This window comes from Alishewanella tabrizica (genome assembly GCF_014652375.1).
Lineage (GTDB): Bacteria > Pseudomonadota > Gammaproteobacteria > Enterobacterales > Alteromonadaceae > Alishewanella > Alishewanella tabrizica.
Genome location: NZ_BMYR01000005.1, coordinates 179,080 through 193,386 on the forward strand (window position 1 = coordinate 179,080; position 14,307 = coordinate 193,386).

Here is a 14,307-nt window from a genome sequence, read left to right on the forward strand (position 1 = left end):
TATCCTCTTTCCGTTCCCAACTACGATGCTTATTACCCTGCTTACGTAATAGCACTTGGTTACTCAGGGATCACATCAACAGCCACGCGTAGCTGATGCCCGCCATTACCTTGCACCAAGCCTTTTAAGGGCACCACATCCGCGTAGTCGCGGCCAAACGCGATGGTAAGATGCTGTTGGCAAGGTAGAACGTTATTTGTCGGATCAAAATCAATCCAACCCAACGCCGGATCAAATACCGAAAACCAAGCATGTGAGGCGTCAGCGCCTTGTAAACGGGGTTGTCCGGGGGCTGGCTGTGTTTCTAAATAACCACTGACGTAGCGTGTTGGAATGCCATGCGCTCTAAGGCAACTGATGGCCAATTGTGCAAAGTCTTGGCAAACACCCCGTCGATGAGCTAACACGGCTGAGAGTGGGGTAACAATAGTACTGAAACCCGGTGTATAGATAAAATGTTCATAGATATACTGCGTCAGTTGCTCAGCTAATTGCAGTACTGTTTGGCCTTGACGTTGCAGCGGGGGTAATAGCGCTGCCGTCTCTGCGGTACAGGGAACCATCCGGCTGGGCTGGCACAGCATGCGCGCATATACAGCTTCTGTTGTTTTGCTTTGCTGTAAGTAATCAGCCAGTTGCTGCATAGTGTAGCCACTACTTAAGCGGGCGGCATTGCCACGTGGCATTACTGTTACCTTCGCATGGCTTATGACACTGAGTTGTTCATGCGGGGGTTGTAGGTGAATAAAATGGCGGATATTGCCAAAATAATCTGTGTAGTGGCTGCGCTGTGCCGTGGCCGGATAAATTTGCAATTCTGTATACGTAACGTCTTGATAGGGTAACGATCGTGGTGTTAAACAGGCTAAATTATAACTGTTAGCCACAGGTTGCTGGTACACATATTCGGTTAGATGACGTATTTGATATTTCATGAGGTGGACCAAGGACGACTGAGGTGTGCATGAGTAAAATAACACAATGACAGCTCGTCAGATAATTGCCGTAATAAGTGTTGAATATGCTGTAAATGTGCACCTAATTCAGCAGAAGGTTGTTGATAGGTAATAAGTTGCTGTGCATTCAGTTCCGTGATTAAGTTGGCTAATTTTTCAGTTAATGCCGGTAAACGCTGTCGATCCGCGGTGGTTAAATCAGGTAATTCTGCTGTTTGACGGCGTAGCCGAGCGATTTGATACCCCACTGAGCGCGGTGTGGTGGTGTCGAGCAGCAATAAATCGATAATGGCTACTGGATTAAGCGCAGTGCGATAACGCCGACGATAGGTCATTAAGGTATCTGCCATTCGCAGTAATGCTTCCATTAAACTGGCATCAGGTTGAGTATGCACAAATACCCGTTCTAACAGCGAGCTAGTTTGCCATGCGCGCTCTAAATGCTGGCCGATATCCATAAAGCGTAAGGCTTGGGTTCGACTCATGGTCTCGTTGTTCATGCCGTAAAACGCCGTTTGCAGCATAACCACATCATCCAATAAACGAATGATTGCCATGGGCTGTTGCAGATCAGGTTCTGCGGGCCATTGATAGACGGTGGCTTGCAATTTATCAAGCAAATACCAAGCATCATCACTAAAGTATTCTCTCACCGATTGTGCGTTATAAACCAAATTTTTCAGCAGTGCGATCACACTTAACGGATGGCTTGGCGAAAATAATTGTATTAACGCTGCGCTAACAGACTGCTGCTGACTCACTGGCTCGCCACCATTTGCGGTAAGGCAAAAATCGATAAAACAATGTAATGGCGTTTCGTACTGTTCAGGTAAGGTATGGCTTAGCAGCGGCAAAGCTACGCGCAGTGCACGGGTTAACAGATTAAGCCGCTCGTTATAGCGGCCCAGCCAAAATAAATGATTTGCCACCCGACTAGGCAATAAGCCTGCCTCGCGTGATAGGGTAAGCGCAGCATAATGACTTTGTAATAATGATTCGGCAGGCATGGCATCTTTGCCGAGAACCCAAACATCTTTACTGAGTTCTGTATGGTTAAGTTGCGCAATTAACGGTAATTGTATGTGATCGGCTTCGCCTAAACGGCTAAAAGCGCCTGGTAATAATACCGGCTCTCCATTTCTAGGATAGAGACTAAACGTCCGGAGTGTGCCAGTTAACATAACCGAGCCGGTATACAGGTTATAACAAGGTCGATGTAATAAAGGGAGCTGTTTACGAACAATATAATCTGCTGGGGACTGCTCTAGCAATGCGCATTGGGCGCGGCCTTGTTGACCACTTTTCAAATCATGCATAAAAAACGTATCTGGCGCGGCCAATACTTGCGGTAATACTGCCGATTGCTGTGCCCAAAATGCGGGAACACTGGGTAATATTAAGGGTGCATCTAGTAAAAATTCGGCTGCTGCCTCCATAAATGGCAATAGGATCCCAGAATCAAGTAACGCTGCGCCCGGCGGATTAGCGCACATAATTTGCTGCTGCCGAATACTTTGCAGTAAACCGGCAATACCTGCCGCAGCATGCTCGAGTTCGAGCGGATCGGTGTGTTGATCATCGAGATAACGCAGCAGAGCTCCAACCGGTTTCAAGCCACTGAGTGTTTTAAGCCAAATACGCTGTTCACTGTACATAAGATCGGCACCTTGGACTAAGGCGACGTCTAAGTAATTTGCTAAATAGGCGTGTTCAAAATAGGCCGCATCGCGTGTACCATGCGTCAATATTGCGGTAAGGCTATTGTCGTTGCCTTGCACAGTGTGTTGTAGCAGCCGAAAAAAGCCGGCTAATTGTTGCTTAGGTAGCCATTGTGATAATTCAGGTATGTGCTGCTTTAACGCAAGTCGATGTTCTAACGCAAACCCCAGTCCTGCTGGGGTTTTACAGGTATCCGCAAAGGCACAAAACCCACCGTCGGCTAAGGGGGCAATGTCGGTAGCCAACAAGGGCAGCCATTGCTCGGGTGTTGTCAGCAAGCCATGACATTCAGGTAAGAAATCAGGGCAATTGAACAACAATTCGACAGGAATAATGCCTTGGGCAAGCAGCTGTTGTGGCCCATATAAGTCGGCAAGTATTTTCGCAAGTAGACGATGACGTTGCTTTATACCACTGCTCAGCCACTGCCATTGCGCTTCATCAATGATCCATGGAAAAATATCGAGTTGCCGTGTTGGCGTATGCCAGCGTTCAACACTCGCCCCATTTTCGCGCAATTGATGTTGCAGTTCAGTTGACCAATGCGCCAACAGTGAAGGGGCTTGTCGAGCAAACCATTGCGTTAACAACGGCGAATCGGTTACCGATAACGGTAAGGGGGTGCCGTTTGCTGTGAACATGTCGTCTCCTGCCCATTACATCTTTAGGCGGTTAAAGCTTGCTGTTCGCTCAGGCTTACGCCTACCAGTACCTGATGCAAGTGGATTATCCCCGCTTGGATCTGATCGATCAGTTCATGCAGCTGTGCCGTGCTTAAATCCGTGAGTGGCTGTTGGTTGATCAGTGCCTGTAATTGTTGCACATGCTGCAACGTGGCCGCGCTGTCCGGTAATCCTTTCGCCGATGCTGCTACGCGGTTTAAACAATAACTGACTGAGCGCGGAAAGTCTGCATAACTTAACAAATAATCGATGGCATCCGCTTCTGCACCAGTGGCATTATTCGCGAGGTAATAATGATAAGACTCTACACCGCCTAAGGCGTTTAAAATGGAGATCCAGCGAAAACGCGGGCGCTTTAACAAACTCGGCTGCAGGGTTTGTAATACCATCACATCCATGATCCGAGTGACCATATCAGCGCGCTCTAAATGTCGGCCCACCGTAAAAAGATCAAAGGCGTCGCCTCGTAGCATCACACTGTCAACACTGCCTAGTACCATTTGACAGCGGCGACTAATTTCAGTCATTAATTGATAACGTTGCTGCCGGCCATTAAGTGCCTGACATTGCTGTTGTACAAAACTGTCCAATTTATTTAATTCTTCCCACATATCACGCGGCAGTAATTGTCTGATTGTGCGCGCATTAAATTTTAATTGGCTACAAGCAGTGCGAATGGAGATTGGACTCTCTACATTGCTGATCAAATGCTGCATTACCGCCTGTTCAATATGCGCTAACTGCGACGCATCTTTAGGATCTAGGCCGTACTCCATTAAGATGTGGCTGCTGTCCAATCCCATAACATCTAACAACACTGGCCAGCCGAATTCGGTGTCTTTATGGCTATCGATTAATAAATGGCTAGTGGCATTTACCAACCTCGCGGTATCATCTAAACGCTCCAAATAGCGGCCTAACCAGAATATATTTTCTCCTGATCTTGCTAGCATGGCTTAACCCTCATCATTTATTATCCAGGTATCTTTACTACCGCCCCCTTGTGAGGAATTAACGACCAAAGAGCCACGTGTCAATGCAACACGGCTTAAGCCTCCGGTAGAACAATACAATTCCGCGCCTTGTAAGATAAAGGGCCTTAAATCTAAGTGCCGCGGCTCTAAACCGGTATCGCAAAGTGTGGGGGCAGTTGATAAATTTAATGTTGGCTGGGCAATAAAATTACGGGGATTGGCTTTAATCGCCGCCGCCATCTGTTCGCGCTCAAGCGGCGTCGCACGCGGGCCAATCATAATACCGTAGCCGCCTGATTCATTAGCGGGTTTGACCACCAATTTATCTAAATTTGCCAGCACATAGCTTTGCTCTAGCGGATCTTGGCACAAATAGGTTTCAACATTCTGTATGAGTGGTTGTTCACTAAGATAATACTCAATGATTTTGGGCACAAAGGCATAAATCACTTTATCATCGGCGACGCCAGAACCCGGTGCGTTGGCAATCGCTACCTTGCCTTTACGCCAGACGTTGATTAACCCCGGGATCCCCAAAACCGAATCGGCTCGAAATGCCAGCGGATCGATAAAGATATCATCCACACGCCGATAAATCACATCAACTTGCCGTTTGCCGCGCAGTGTTTTTAACCAAACGAGATCATCTTCTACAAAAAAATCGTGATTTTCGGCCAGTTCAACCCCCATTTGCTGCGCCAAAAAGCTATGCTCAAAATAGGCTGAGTTATAAATGCCGGGAGTGAGGACGACAATACAAGGTGGTGTACCATCGCCGCGCGGCGATAAGGATGCCAGCATTTGCCAAAGCTGAGCAGGGTAGTCATCAACAGGGACTATGGTAGAGTCAGCAAATAATTCTGGAAAAACGCGTTTCATTACCGTGCGGTTTTCTAGCATATAGGATACGCCAGATGGGACGCGTAAATTGTCCTCTAGCACCAAAAAGGTGCCATGCTCATCACGCACTAAATCGGTACCACAAATATTGGCCCAGACACCATAACGGGGCGAAACGCCCTGACATGGTGCAAGAAAGTTTTTAGAGTGCAGGACCAAGTCGGCAGGTACGATGCCATCTTTAAGAATTTTTTGCTGATTATAGAGATCATCAATAAATAAATTCAGCGCGGTGAGTCGTTGTTTAAGTCCTGCGCTAGTGCGTTGCCATTCTGAACTGGGGATGGTGCGAGGGATCACATCTAAGGGCCAAGCACGATCAATATTTGCCCCTTCAGAGTACAAGGTAAAACACACGCCCATATCGCTAATGGTTTGATTTAATTGCTGTTGGCGTTTAAAAAGCTCTGGCGCGCCATGTTTATCAATAAAACGGGCTATTGCACCGGCAGGGGGTCTGACCGTACCTGCATTTGTAACAAGTTCATCGAAGCAATGTGGCGTAAGCGGATAGCGGCCACCGGTAAAATTCTCTAAGCTCATAGGCAACTCCATGCGTAAGCCAATACATAGCATTAGGCTATTAAAGCAATACAAGTAGAGACAGAGCAAAGGTTATGCCAAAAGCGCATAAAAAAGCCCTGCCAGATTGCTCGGGCAGGGCTTTTTAACAGCAACTACAGCTTAGTTTTTAGCAGCAGCAGCTTTCTTTTCTTTTTCTTTCTGAATTACTGCTTCAGATACGTTAGACGGACACGGTGAGTAATGCGAGAACTCCATAGAGAACTGACCACGGCCTGACGTCATAGTACGTAGAGTAGAGATGTAACCGAACATTTCTGATAGTGGCACGTCAGCTTTGATACGAACGCCCGTTACGCCCGCTTCTTGACCAGAGATCATGCCGCGACGACGGTTTAAGTCACCGATAACATCACCTACGTGATCTTCTGGGGTGAACACGTCAACTTTCATGATCGGCTCAAGTAATTGTGCGCCAGCCTTTGGAATAGATTGACGGAAAGCACCTTTCGCAGCGATTTCGAACGCGATGGCTGACGAGTCAACAGCGTGGAAACCACCGTCGAATACTTCAACTTCAACGTCTAACACTGGGAAGCCAGCCAAAGTACCGGTTGACATCATTGACGCGAAACCTTTTTCGATAGCAGGCATAAACTCTTTTGGAACGCTACCACCAACAACTGTAGAAACGAACTTGAAGCCAGAGTTTTGCTCGCCCGGACGAATGCGGTAATCGATTTTACCGTATTGACCAGAACCACCAGATTGTTTCTTGTGGGTGTAGCTGTCTTCGATTTCACGGGTAATCGTTTCGCGGTAAGCAACCTGTGGTTGACCAACAACTAACTCAACGCCGTAAGTACGCTTTAAGATATCTACTTTGATATCTAAGTGTAATTCACCCATACCCTTAAGGATGGTTTCACCTGAGTCAACGTCAGTTTCAACACGGAACGTTGGATCTTCTGCAACCATTTTACCGATAGCGATACCCATTTTCTCAACAGAACCTTTATCTTTTGGTGTAACAGAGATAGAGATTACTGGCTCTGGGAATACCATTGGTTCTAAGGTACATACATGCTTAGGATCACACAGGGTGTGGCCCGTTTGCGTGTTGTTCTTCATGCCGACTAAAGCGATGATGTCACCTGCCTGAGCTGTAGTCAGGTCTGTACGGTCATTCGCATGCATCTCAACCATACGGCCGATACGCTCAGTTTTACCGGTGAATGAGTTCAGGATGGTGTCACCCTTGTTCAATACACCAGAGTAAATACGCACGAATGTCAGGGCGCCGAAACGGTCATCCATGATTTTGAACGCTAGGGCACGGAAAGGCTCGTCTGCAGAAACGATAGCAAACTGACCGGTTTCGTTACCTTCTTCATCGGTTAAAGGTTGTGGATTAACTTCAGTTGGAGACGGTAAGTAATCAACTACGGCATCCAGAACTAACTGCATACCTTTGTTTTTAAAGGCAGAACCACAGAACGTTGGGAAGAACACCAGATCACGAGTACCTTTACGGATACAACGTTTGATATCTTCAATCGAAGGCTCTACACCTTCCATGTAAGCCATCAATAATTCATCATCTTGCTCTACCGCAGTTTCGATCATTTGTTGACGATACATTTCTACATCATCAGCCATATCTGCAGGAATATCAGTGACTGTGTAGTTTTCTGGTTGGCCAGTCTCATCCCACACATAAGCTTTTTGCGTTAACAGGTCCACTACACCAACAAAAGTATCTTCACGACCGATTGGTAAAACCATGATCAGTGGCTGAGCGCCCAGAACTTTCTTAACCTGTTCAGTTACACGGATAAAATCAGCGCCAATACGGTCTAGTTTGTTAACGAAGATTAAGCGCGAAACTTTCGCATCGTTAGCATAACGCCAGTTAGTTTCTGATTGCGGCTCTACACCACCAGAACCACAGAAAACACCGATACCACCGTCTAATACTTTTAATGAACGGTATACTTCAACCGTGAAGTCAACGTGTCCCGGGGTATCGATAACGTTGAAACGGTGACCTTTCCAGAAACAGCTTACGGCTGCTGACTGGATAGTAATACCACGCTCAGCTTCTTGTTCCATGAAGTCAGTGGTTGATTCACCTTCGTGAACTTCACCTAACCTATGGATTTTACCGGTCAGTTTCAGGATACGCTCGGTAGTGGTGGTTTTGCCGGCATCAACGTGCGCGAAGATACCAATATTTCTGTATAAGGATAAATCTGCTGACATAGTAGTCTCTATAAGCTAGGGTTTGAAAATAGTGCGACAATATACAGGATTTTAAATTGATTTGCCCGAAAAAAAAATCAGTAAGCGGCGAATTTTTTATGTGCACTGTCAAAGCAGGCTGACAATGTTTTATTATAGCTGTCAGAGCGTTTTACAAAGCAACGGTTTTAAGTGGGCTGCAGGGCATGACACAAGACGTATTATCGGCAAATGCGCCAGTAGGCATATTCGATTCAGGGATCGGTGGCGTTTCAGTGGCGTTAGCTATTCGTCAGCAGTTACCGCAAGAATCGCTGATTTACGTGGCTGACACGGCGTTTGCGCCCTATGGTGCAAAGCAAGATGACGCTATTTACCGGCGTATGCAAACGATCACAACACATTTGCTCAAGTGTGGTGTAAAAGCCGTGGTAGTAGCCTGTAATACTGCAACAACGGCCGGGATTTCGCGCTTAAGATCAGAATTCAATGTGCCTATTATTGGTGTTGAACCTGGCTTAAAACCGGCCGTTCTCGCCTCGCGATCGGGCATTGTGGGCGTTTTGGCTACCGCAAGAACCTTATTAAATCCTGCTTTTTCAGCATTACAGCAACGATTTACCTCGCACGCGACTGTTCTATTACAGCCATGTCCAGAGTTAGTGCCGTTAATTGAGGCGATGGCGTTGCAAAGCCCTGAGATGCACGATGCGCTGACACGTTACATCACGCCGTTAATTGAACAAGGTGCTGACACATTGGTTTTAGGCTGTACTCACTATAACTTTGTTGCCGCGCTGATCAGTGAGATTGCCGGACCCAATGTCACCATTATTCGCACTGAAAATGCAGTGGCAATCGAATTACAGCGGCGCTTGATGCATTCGCATCTGCTTGCAAAAGCCAACAATTCAACAATAGACACGTTTTATACCAGCGGTGCTGTGGAGTTGTTTTCTCGGCAGTTGCAGCAATTGTGGCCAGCGGCGCAGCCTGTTTTGTCACTTTAATGCCAAAAATAGACTGATGACGTTTTTAATTTGCAGCAGCCTTTTTCCAAGTACTGATTTTCACTAGGTTGATGGCACACCAGCAGCGTAATTACTGGTGAATAAACGCCAGGATATCCTTGGTCAGCTTAGCTTTATCAGTAACGAACAGACCATGTGGGGCGTCAGCGTATTCGATTAGCGTAGCGTGGTTGATGCCTTCTGCTGCTAACCTAGCTGATGCATCGATGGGGACGGTTTTATCTTCGGTGCCATGAATAATCAGTGTTGGCACGTTAAAATATGGCAAGTCATCACGAAAGTCGGTGGTTGAAAAGGACTTAAGGCATTCCAACGTAGCTTTGATGCTACCCTGCATGGCTATCGCCGCCATGCTTTTTAATAGCTGCTTACTTACCGGTTTAGCTGCGGTGCCTACACCGAAAAAGGTATTAAAGAAATCGGTAAAAAAAGCGGCGCGATCTTTATTCAAAGCACGAGCAGTATTGTCGAAAGCGTCTTGCTCTGTTCCACTTGGGTTATCTGCAGTTTTTAACCGAAAGGGTACCACTGAAGCAATTAGCGCAGCTTTAACGACTGATTTTCCTGCATGGCGGGACATATAACGGGCAACCTCGCCACCGCCCATTGAAAAGCCAATAATGATGGCATTTTCTGTATTGGCATACTCGATAACTGCTGCCAGATCGTCACTTAACGTGTCATAGTCATAACCCTGCCAAGGTTGTGACGAGCGACCAAAACCCCGTCTGTCGTAGCTGATCGCCCGAAAACCCGCTTCGGCAATGGCCATAGCGTGTTCATCCCAAGAGTCGGCTGACAGTGGCCAGCCATGCACTAAAATAACAGGTTGCCCTTGGCCCCAGTCTTTTACATAAAGTTTGGTATTATCGTTGGTGGTGATAAAGTGCATAGTCTTATTCCTTGTGGCTGGCGTGAGCAAATTAGCATCGCTAGCAATGGCAGATAACAAGGATAGTAACGAGCATTATAAGGTAAGACTGTGCGCTGGCACACAGAGGCGAAGCCGGAGACTTAAACGACACAGGCAGCCCTAGCTGCCTGTGTCGTAAACGGGAAATTTGACGGGTACATACCCAAGATCATTGAAGGTGCAGGTAAGCGGCAAGTGAGCGCAGCCAGCACCGCTGTCACGTCAAGGATGATGGGTTTATTCGGTGTGTGATGCCCATAAGTCATACTCATCGGCTTCTTCCACCACGGCGTCAATAAGATCGCCCGGTTTTACGCTGGTTAAACCATTGAGGTAAACTGCGCCATCAATTTCTGGCGCATCCGCGAAGCTGCGGCCTATGGCGCCTTCTTCGTCTACTTCATCAATGAGCACTTTAATGGTTTTGCCAATTTTTGCCTGCAGACGCGCCGAACTTATCGCTTGTTGCGTTTGCATAAAACGATGATAACGATCTTCCATAACATCCGCTGGCACCGGATCTGCCAATTCATTGGCTTTGGCACCATCAACGGGGCTGTATTTAAAACACCCTACACGATCTAATTGAGCTTCTTGCAGCCAGTCCAGTAACATCTGGAAGTCATCTTCGGTTTCCCCCGGAAAGCCCACAATAAAGGTAGAGCGGATGGTTAATTCGGGGCAGATTTCGCGCCATTTTTTAATGCGCTCTAAGACACGATCAGCTTGGCCGGGGCGTTTCATCAGTTTTAAAATGCGCGGGCTGGCATGTTGAAAAGGAATATCTAAATAGGGAAGGACTTTACCTTGCGCCATAAGGGGAATAATGTCATCAACATGTGGATAAGGGTAAACATAGTGCAAACGTACCCAAATACCCATGTCCCCCAAGGCTTCACATAGCGATTGCATCGAGGTTTTTACAGGTTGGCCATTCCAAAAGCCTGTACGGTGTTTTACATCCACACCATACGCACTAGTGTCTTGTGAAATAATTAAAAGCTCTTTGACACCTGCATTTTTTAAACGTTGTGCTTCATCTAATACCTCGCCAACCGGACGGCTCACTAAATCACCACGCATTGATGGGATGATGCAAAACGTACAGCGGTGATTACACCCTTCAGAAATTTTTAAATAGGCATAATGTTTTGGTGTTAATTTAACGCCGTGATCGGGGACTAACATCGTAAAGGGATCATATTTTGGCTTAGGTACAAACTCATGCACTTGCTTTAGTACGTTTTCATAGCTATGTGGCCCAGTGATCCCTAAAACATTCGGATGCACTTCGCGAATTTCATCTTCACGCGCACCTAAGCACCCGGTCACGATAACTTTGCCGTTTTCGGCTAAGGCTTCGCCAATCGTTTCAAGTGATTCCTGTACGGCAGAGTCAATAAAGCCGCAGGTATTCACGATGACTAATTCAGCATCATCGTAAGTGGGCACAATATTGTACCCTTCAGCTTTGAGTTGAGTAAGAATACGTTCTGAGTCGACCAGGTTCTTAGGACACCCTAATGACACAAAGCCAATGGTGTTGCCTTTACTGCCGGTGCTGACACGCTCGGCAAGGGTTTTGGCTGCGGTATCCAAGGTCGTGGTTTGGCTTGGATCGAAAGTCTGAACGCTCATAGTGACCTGCAGTAATAAGGTAAACAGGAAAAACAGGGCGCGGATTATACCTGAAGTCGGGTAAAGATACAGCGTAGTGAGCGCAAAAAGCGGGGGAATTTAGGGGTAAACGCTATGGAAGAGGAGTTAAAGTGAGCGAAATAACAGGCTGATGGCATCGGCATGTTGTGGTGAAAAATGCGGCTGTTTACCGTATAAATTGATCACAGCAGCAAGATCAGCATGCTCATGATGGTCTAGCGTGCGGGTTAGGCCCATGTGCCAATGAGGAAATTGGCGCGTAAGAACAGACTTTTCACTTACAATGCGGACATCCGTATGCCTAGGATCCTTGGCAATTTTTGCAAATTGGGTTTGTACGGCGGTTATTTCACCTTCTAGTAATTGCATAAAGTAATCTTCGGTTAGCACTAATACACCAGTAATATGTAAACGGGCATTGTTCTTTTCTGCTTGGTGGTGGATCTGTTCAATTTGCGCTGCTGTGACATGTTCGCCAATCCGGCTAATATAGGTTAGCTGTAGTAAATTATTGTTATTCATGACGTTTCTCGATTAGCTGCGCAGTGCTTACAGTGCTCAAGATTGAAGGAATCATGCTGATTACTGCGCAGTAAACAGCATGTGCATTCAAATATAGGGCGGATAATGACCGCGCGAACACCCCTGCTTTAACGTGGTTAATACAAAGGCGTGTCCTATCATATCGCTTAATTTATACTTTGTAAGGCATAGCACCTAAATAATCTTTTTTACCCACGTCAACACCATTGTGACGCAAAATGGCATAGGCGGTAGTGATGTGAAAGTACAAATTAGGCAGCACATGTTGCATTAAAAATTCGTCGCCTGTTAAGTACTTACCTTCCCAGCGTGGTTGAGAGATACGTTGAGTTGCCGCGTCGTTAAAATCACTAGCCGAAAAGCTAGCAAGGTAGGTGATTGTCTCTGCGATACGGTGTTGTATCTCGGCTAACGTGTGCTCATCATCCGCATGCTTTGGTGCGCTATCTACTTTGCCTGTTAAGCGTGCCGCCCCTAATTTTGCTGTATCGCAGGCTATTTGCACCTGCCGTAATAGCGGAAACTGATCGGGTGCCAGCCGTGCGTTTAACAACACGCTCATCTCAATTTTTTTACTTTCCGCGAACAGTGCACCTTTTGCTAAGATAGCCGTCAGGTTATGCAGCATTTTCGTTGCTTGAACAACGCTTAATTCATAAAACATGGTAAAAACCTCTTGGGTTGGAGTGTCGGGTATTTAGCGGTACTTTCGTTGGGCTTTGCGCTTACGTTCTGCTTCGCGTTCTGCTTTATCAGCAGACTTTGCGGCTTCTTCTGCTTTAGCATCAATTAATTCTTGGCTAACCATTTCGGGTGTTTCTAGGGTGATTGGTCCTAAATTCCCAGCACGCAGCTCAGTGATTAAGATGGTGCCCGCTTTTTCTAAATCGACGACGCCACCTTTACGCATACAGCCTCGTCGAACGCCAATGGCATCAAGTAGGGCAATATCGTTTTCTGGTTGCTCGGTTAAATTAAAACGTTGCATCACCGCGTCAGGATAAGCTTGGAGCAAATAATCGGCGGCAAATAAGGCGATATCAGCATATTCGAATACGGTATCTTTGATGGCGCCAGTTACCGCTAAGCGATAGGCGCACGATGTTGGGCTTAATTTTGGCCATAAAAACCCAGGGGTATCCGTTAAAATTACATTATTGTCTAATTTGATCCGTTGCTGGGTTTTGGTGACACCGGCTTCGTTACCGGTTTTAGCAATTGTTCGGCCCGCTAATGTATTAATTAAGGTCGATTTTCCCACATTAGGGATGCCCATAATCATGGCGCGTGCTGCCCGAATCTCGAGATTGCGTTCAGGTAACATATCATTGCATAACTGCAACAACGCCCGAATTTGTTCGGGGTGTTGCTGGCTAATAGGAATGGCTTTTACACCTGCTTGTTGCTCAAAGTGAGCAACCCAGCGCGCGGTCAATGCCGGATCAGCTAAATCCGCTTTATTTAACACTTTAATACAAGGCGTATCTTTACGCAGTTGCGGTACCAGAGGGTTTTCACTGGAAAAGGGGATCCGCGCGTCCAACATTTCAATAATGATATCGACTTGTGGCATGACCTCAGCGATTTCTTTACGGGCTTTATGCATGTGGCCCGGAAACCAATTAATAGACATCTATTTTCCTTGGAACAATAAGTTAAAAGCGTGAGAGTAACTCACGTCGGTAGTTCGCAACATTAACATCGAGACCTGAGGCAGTTATTTGTTGCTGCAGCTTGTTTTGTGCCAAGCTTAATTCAGACATCACTAACGTATTATCGTCTAATTGCCAAACCAGTCGTGACGCTTGATAGCTAAAAAGTAAAATGAGTATGGCATCCGGATCGTTTTTTGCCGCGGCGGCTTCAATAGCTCTGAGCTTGCGCTGAATTAAATTTAATTCGTGTTTTAAGTCCCAAGTGTAAGCGACTTCTTTAAAAAAAACATGCGTCTTCAAACGTTTAAGACTAGTGCCAACGACAATGCAACCTATCACCACACCAAAAAAATTAAGCCAAAAATGTGAGCCTTGGCCATCAGATAATAGCGCAATAAGGAGGCTGGAGCTGCTTAAACTGATCACGATTAAGGCGGCAATACTGCAGATCGTAATGCGATTAAGCCGTTGCCGATATTGCACCTTATCAATAGACATTAATTGCATCTTG

12 protein-coding genes are annotated in these 14,307 nt (G+C 46.4%); 1 reads left to right on the plus strand and 11 read right to left on the minus strand.

Annotated features, from left to right (window positions below):
* Positions 1-59: 59 nt before the first annotated feature.
* The 5 genes from IE070_RS07525 to fusA all read right to left on the minus strand — a co-directional run bounded on the left by IE070_RS07525 (position 60) and on the right by fusA (position 8,016).
* The gene (locus IE070_RS07525; protein WP_189482062.1) at positions 60-935 is read right to left on the minus strand and encodes a transglutaminase family protein; all 876 of its coding nucleotides are present in this window, start codon (positions 933-935) and stop codon (positions 60-62) included.
* Entirely contained in the window at positions 932-3,316 is a 2,385-nt protein-coding gene (locus IE070_RS07530; protein ID WP_189482065.1) for a circularly permuted type 2 ATP-grasp protein, read from the minus strand. The genes IE070_RS07525 and IE070_RS07530 overlap by 4 nt, the downstream gene beginning before the upstream one ends.
* 23 nt (positions 3,317-3,339) lie before the next feature.
* The gene (locus tag IE070_RS07535; RefSeq protein WP_189482067.1) at positions 3,340-4,311 is read right to left on the minus strand and encodes an alpha-E domain-containing protein; all 972 of its coding nucleotides are present in this window, start codon (positions 4,309-4,311) and stop codon (positions 3,340-3,342) included.
* 3 nt (positions 4,312-4,314) lie between these two features.
* The gene (locus IE070_RS07540; RefSeq protein WP_189482069.1) at positions 4,315-5,775 is read right to left on the minus strand and encodes a circularly permuted type 2 ATP-grasp protein; all 1,461 of its coding nucleotides are present in this window, start codon (positions 5,773-5,775) and stop codon (positions 4,315-4,317) included.
* A gap of 141 nt (positions 5,776-5,916) precedes the next feature.
* Positions 5,917-8,016, minus strand: coding sequence for an elongation factor G (fusA, locus tag IE070_RS07545; RefSeq protein ID WP_189482071.1), 2,100 nt, complete (start codon positions 8,014-8,016; stop codon positions 5,917-5,919).
* Between the two features lie 185 nt (positions 8,017-8,201).
* Here fusA and murI point away from each other — a divergent pair, with 185 nt between their 5' ends.
* Entirely contained in the window at positions 8,202-9,005 is an 804-nt protein-coding gene (murI, locus tag IE070_RS07550) for a glutamate racemase (protein ID WP_189482073.1), read from the plus strand.
* A 91-nt stretch (positions 9,006-9,096) separates the two neighbouring features.
* Here murI and IE070_RS07555 read toward each other — a convergent pair whose 3' ends face one another.
* From IE070_RS07555 to IE070_RS07580, 6 genes are all read right to left on the minus strand, one after another.
* Positions 9,097-9,918, minus strand: a complete 822-nt coding sequence (locus IE070_RS07555; protein WP_189482075.1) for an alpha/beta fold hydrolase — start codon at positions 9,916-9,918, stop codon at positions 9,097-9,099.
* Positions 9,919-10,176: 258 nt separating this feature from the next.
* Positions 10,177-11,577: a 30S ribosomal protein S12 methylthiotransferase RimO gene (gene rimO, locus IE070_RS07560; protein WP_189482077.1), complete on the minus strand. Its 1,401-nt coding sequence runs from the start codon at positions 11,575-11,577 to the stop codon at positions 10,177-10,179.
* A gap of 126 nt (positions 11,578-11,703) precedes the next feature.
* On the minus strand, positions 11,704-12,120 hold the full coding sequence (locus tag IE070_RS07565; RefSeq protein WP_189482079.1) for a BLUF domain-containing protein: 417 nt from the start codon (positions 12,118-12,120) through the stop codon (positions 11,704-11,706).
* A gap of 172 nt (positions 12,121-12,292) precedes the next feature.
* Complete coding sequence (locus IE070_RS07570) at positions 12,293-12,805, minus strand: DUF1993 domain-containing protein (protein WP_189482081.1); 513 nt, start codon at positions 12,803-12,805, stop codon at positions 12,293-12,295.
* Between the two features lie 33 nt (positions 12,806-12,838).
* Complete coding sequence (ylqF, locus tag IE070_RS07575; RefSeq protein ID WP_189482083.1) at positions 12,839-13,774, minus strand: ribosome biogenesis GTPase YlqF; 936 nt, start codon at positions 13,772-13,774, stop codon at positions 12,839-12,841.
* A gap of 22 nt (positions 13,775-13,796) precedes the next feature.
* A complete protein-coding gene (locus IE070_RS07580; RefSeq protein ID WP_189482085.1) occupies positions 13,797-14,303 on the minus strand; it encodes a DUF3087 family protein in 507 nt (168 codons plus the stop codon).
* Between the last annotated feature and the right edge of the window lie 4 nt (positions 14,304-14,307).

Bases quoted from the DNA above. Each gene is read 5' to 3' on its own strand.
- rimO (WP_189482077.1), bottom strand. From the start codon at position 11,577: ATGAGCGTTCAGACTTTCGATCCAAGCCAAACCACGACCTTGGATACC.
- IE070_RS07570 (WP_189482081.1), bottom strand. From the start codon at position 12,805: ATGTTTTATGAATTAAGCGTTGTTCAAGCAACGAAAATGCTGCATAAC.
- fusA (WP_189482071.1), bottom strand. From the start codon at position 8,016: ATGTCAGCAGATTTATCCTTATACAGAAATATTGGTATCTTCGCGCAC.
- IE070_RS07535 (WP_189482067.1), bottom strand. From the start codon at position 4,311: ATGCTAGCAAGATCAGGAGAAAATATATTCTGGTTAGGCCGCTATTTG.
- IE070_RS07555 (WP_189482075.1), bottom strand. From the start codon at position 9,918: ATGCACTTTATCACCACCAACGATAATACCAAACTTTATGTAAAAGAC.
- IE070_RS07565 (WP_189482079.1), bottom strand. From the start codon at position 12,120: ATGAATAACAATAATTTACTACAGCTAACCTATATTAGCCGGATTGGC.
- IE070_RS07525 (WP_189482062.1), bottom strand. From the start codon at position 935: ATGAAATATCAAATACGTCATCTAACCGAATATGTGTACCAGCAACCT.
- IE070_RS07580 (WP_189482085.1), bottom strand. From the start codon at position 14,303: ATGCAATTAATGTCTATTGATAAGGTGCAATATCGGCAACGGCTTAAT.
- IE070_RS07530 (WP_189482065.1), bottom strand. From the start codon at position 3,316: ATGTTCACAGCAAACGGCACCCCCTTACCGTTATCGGTAACCGATTCG.
- murI (WP_189482073.1), top strand. From the start codon at position 8,202: ATGACACAAGACGTATTATCGGCAAATGCGCCAGTAGGCATATTCGAT.
- IE070_RS07540 (WP_189482069.1), bottom strand. From the start codon at position 5,775: ATGAGCTTAGAGAATTTTACCGGTGGCCGCTATCCGCTTACGCCACAT.
- ylqF (WP_189482083.1), bottom strand. From the start codon at position 13,774: ATGTCTATTAATTGGTTTCCGGGCCACATGCATAAAGCCCGTAAAGAA.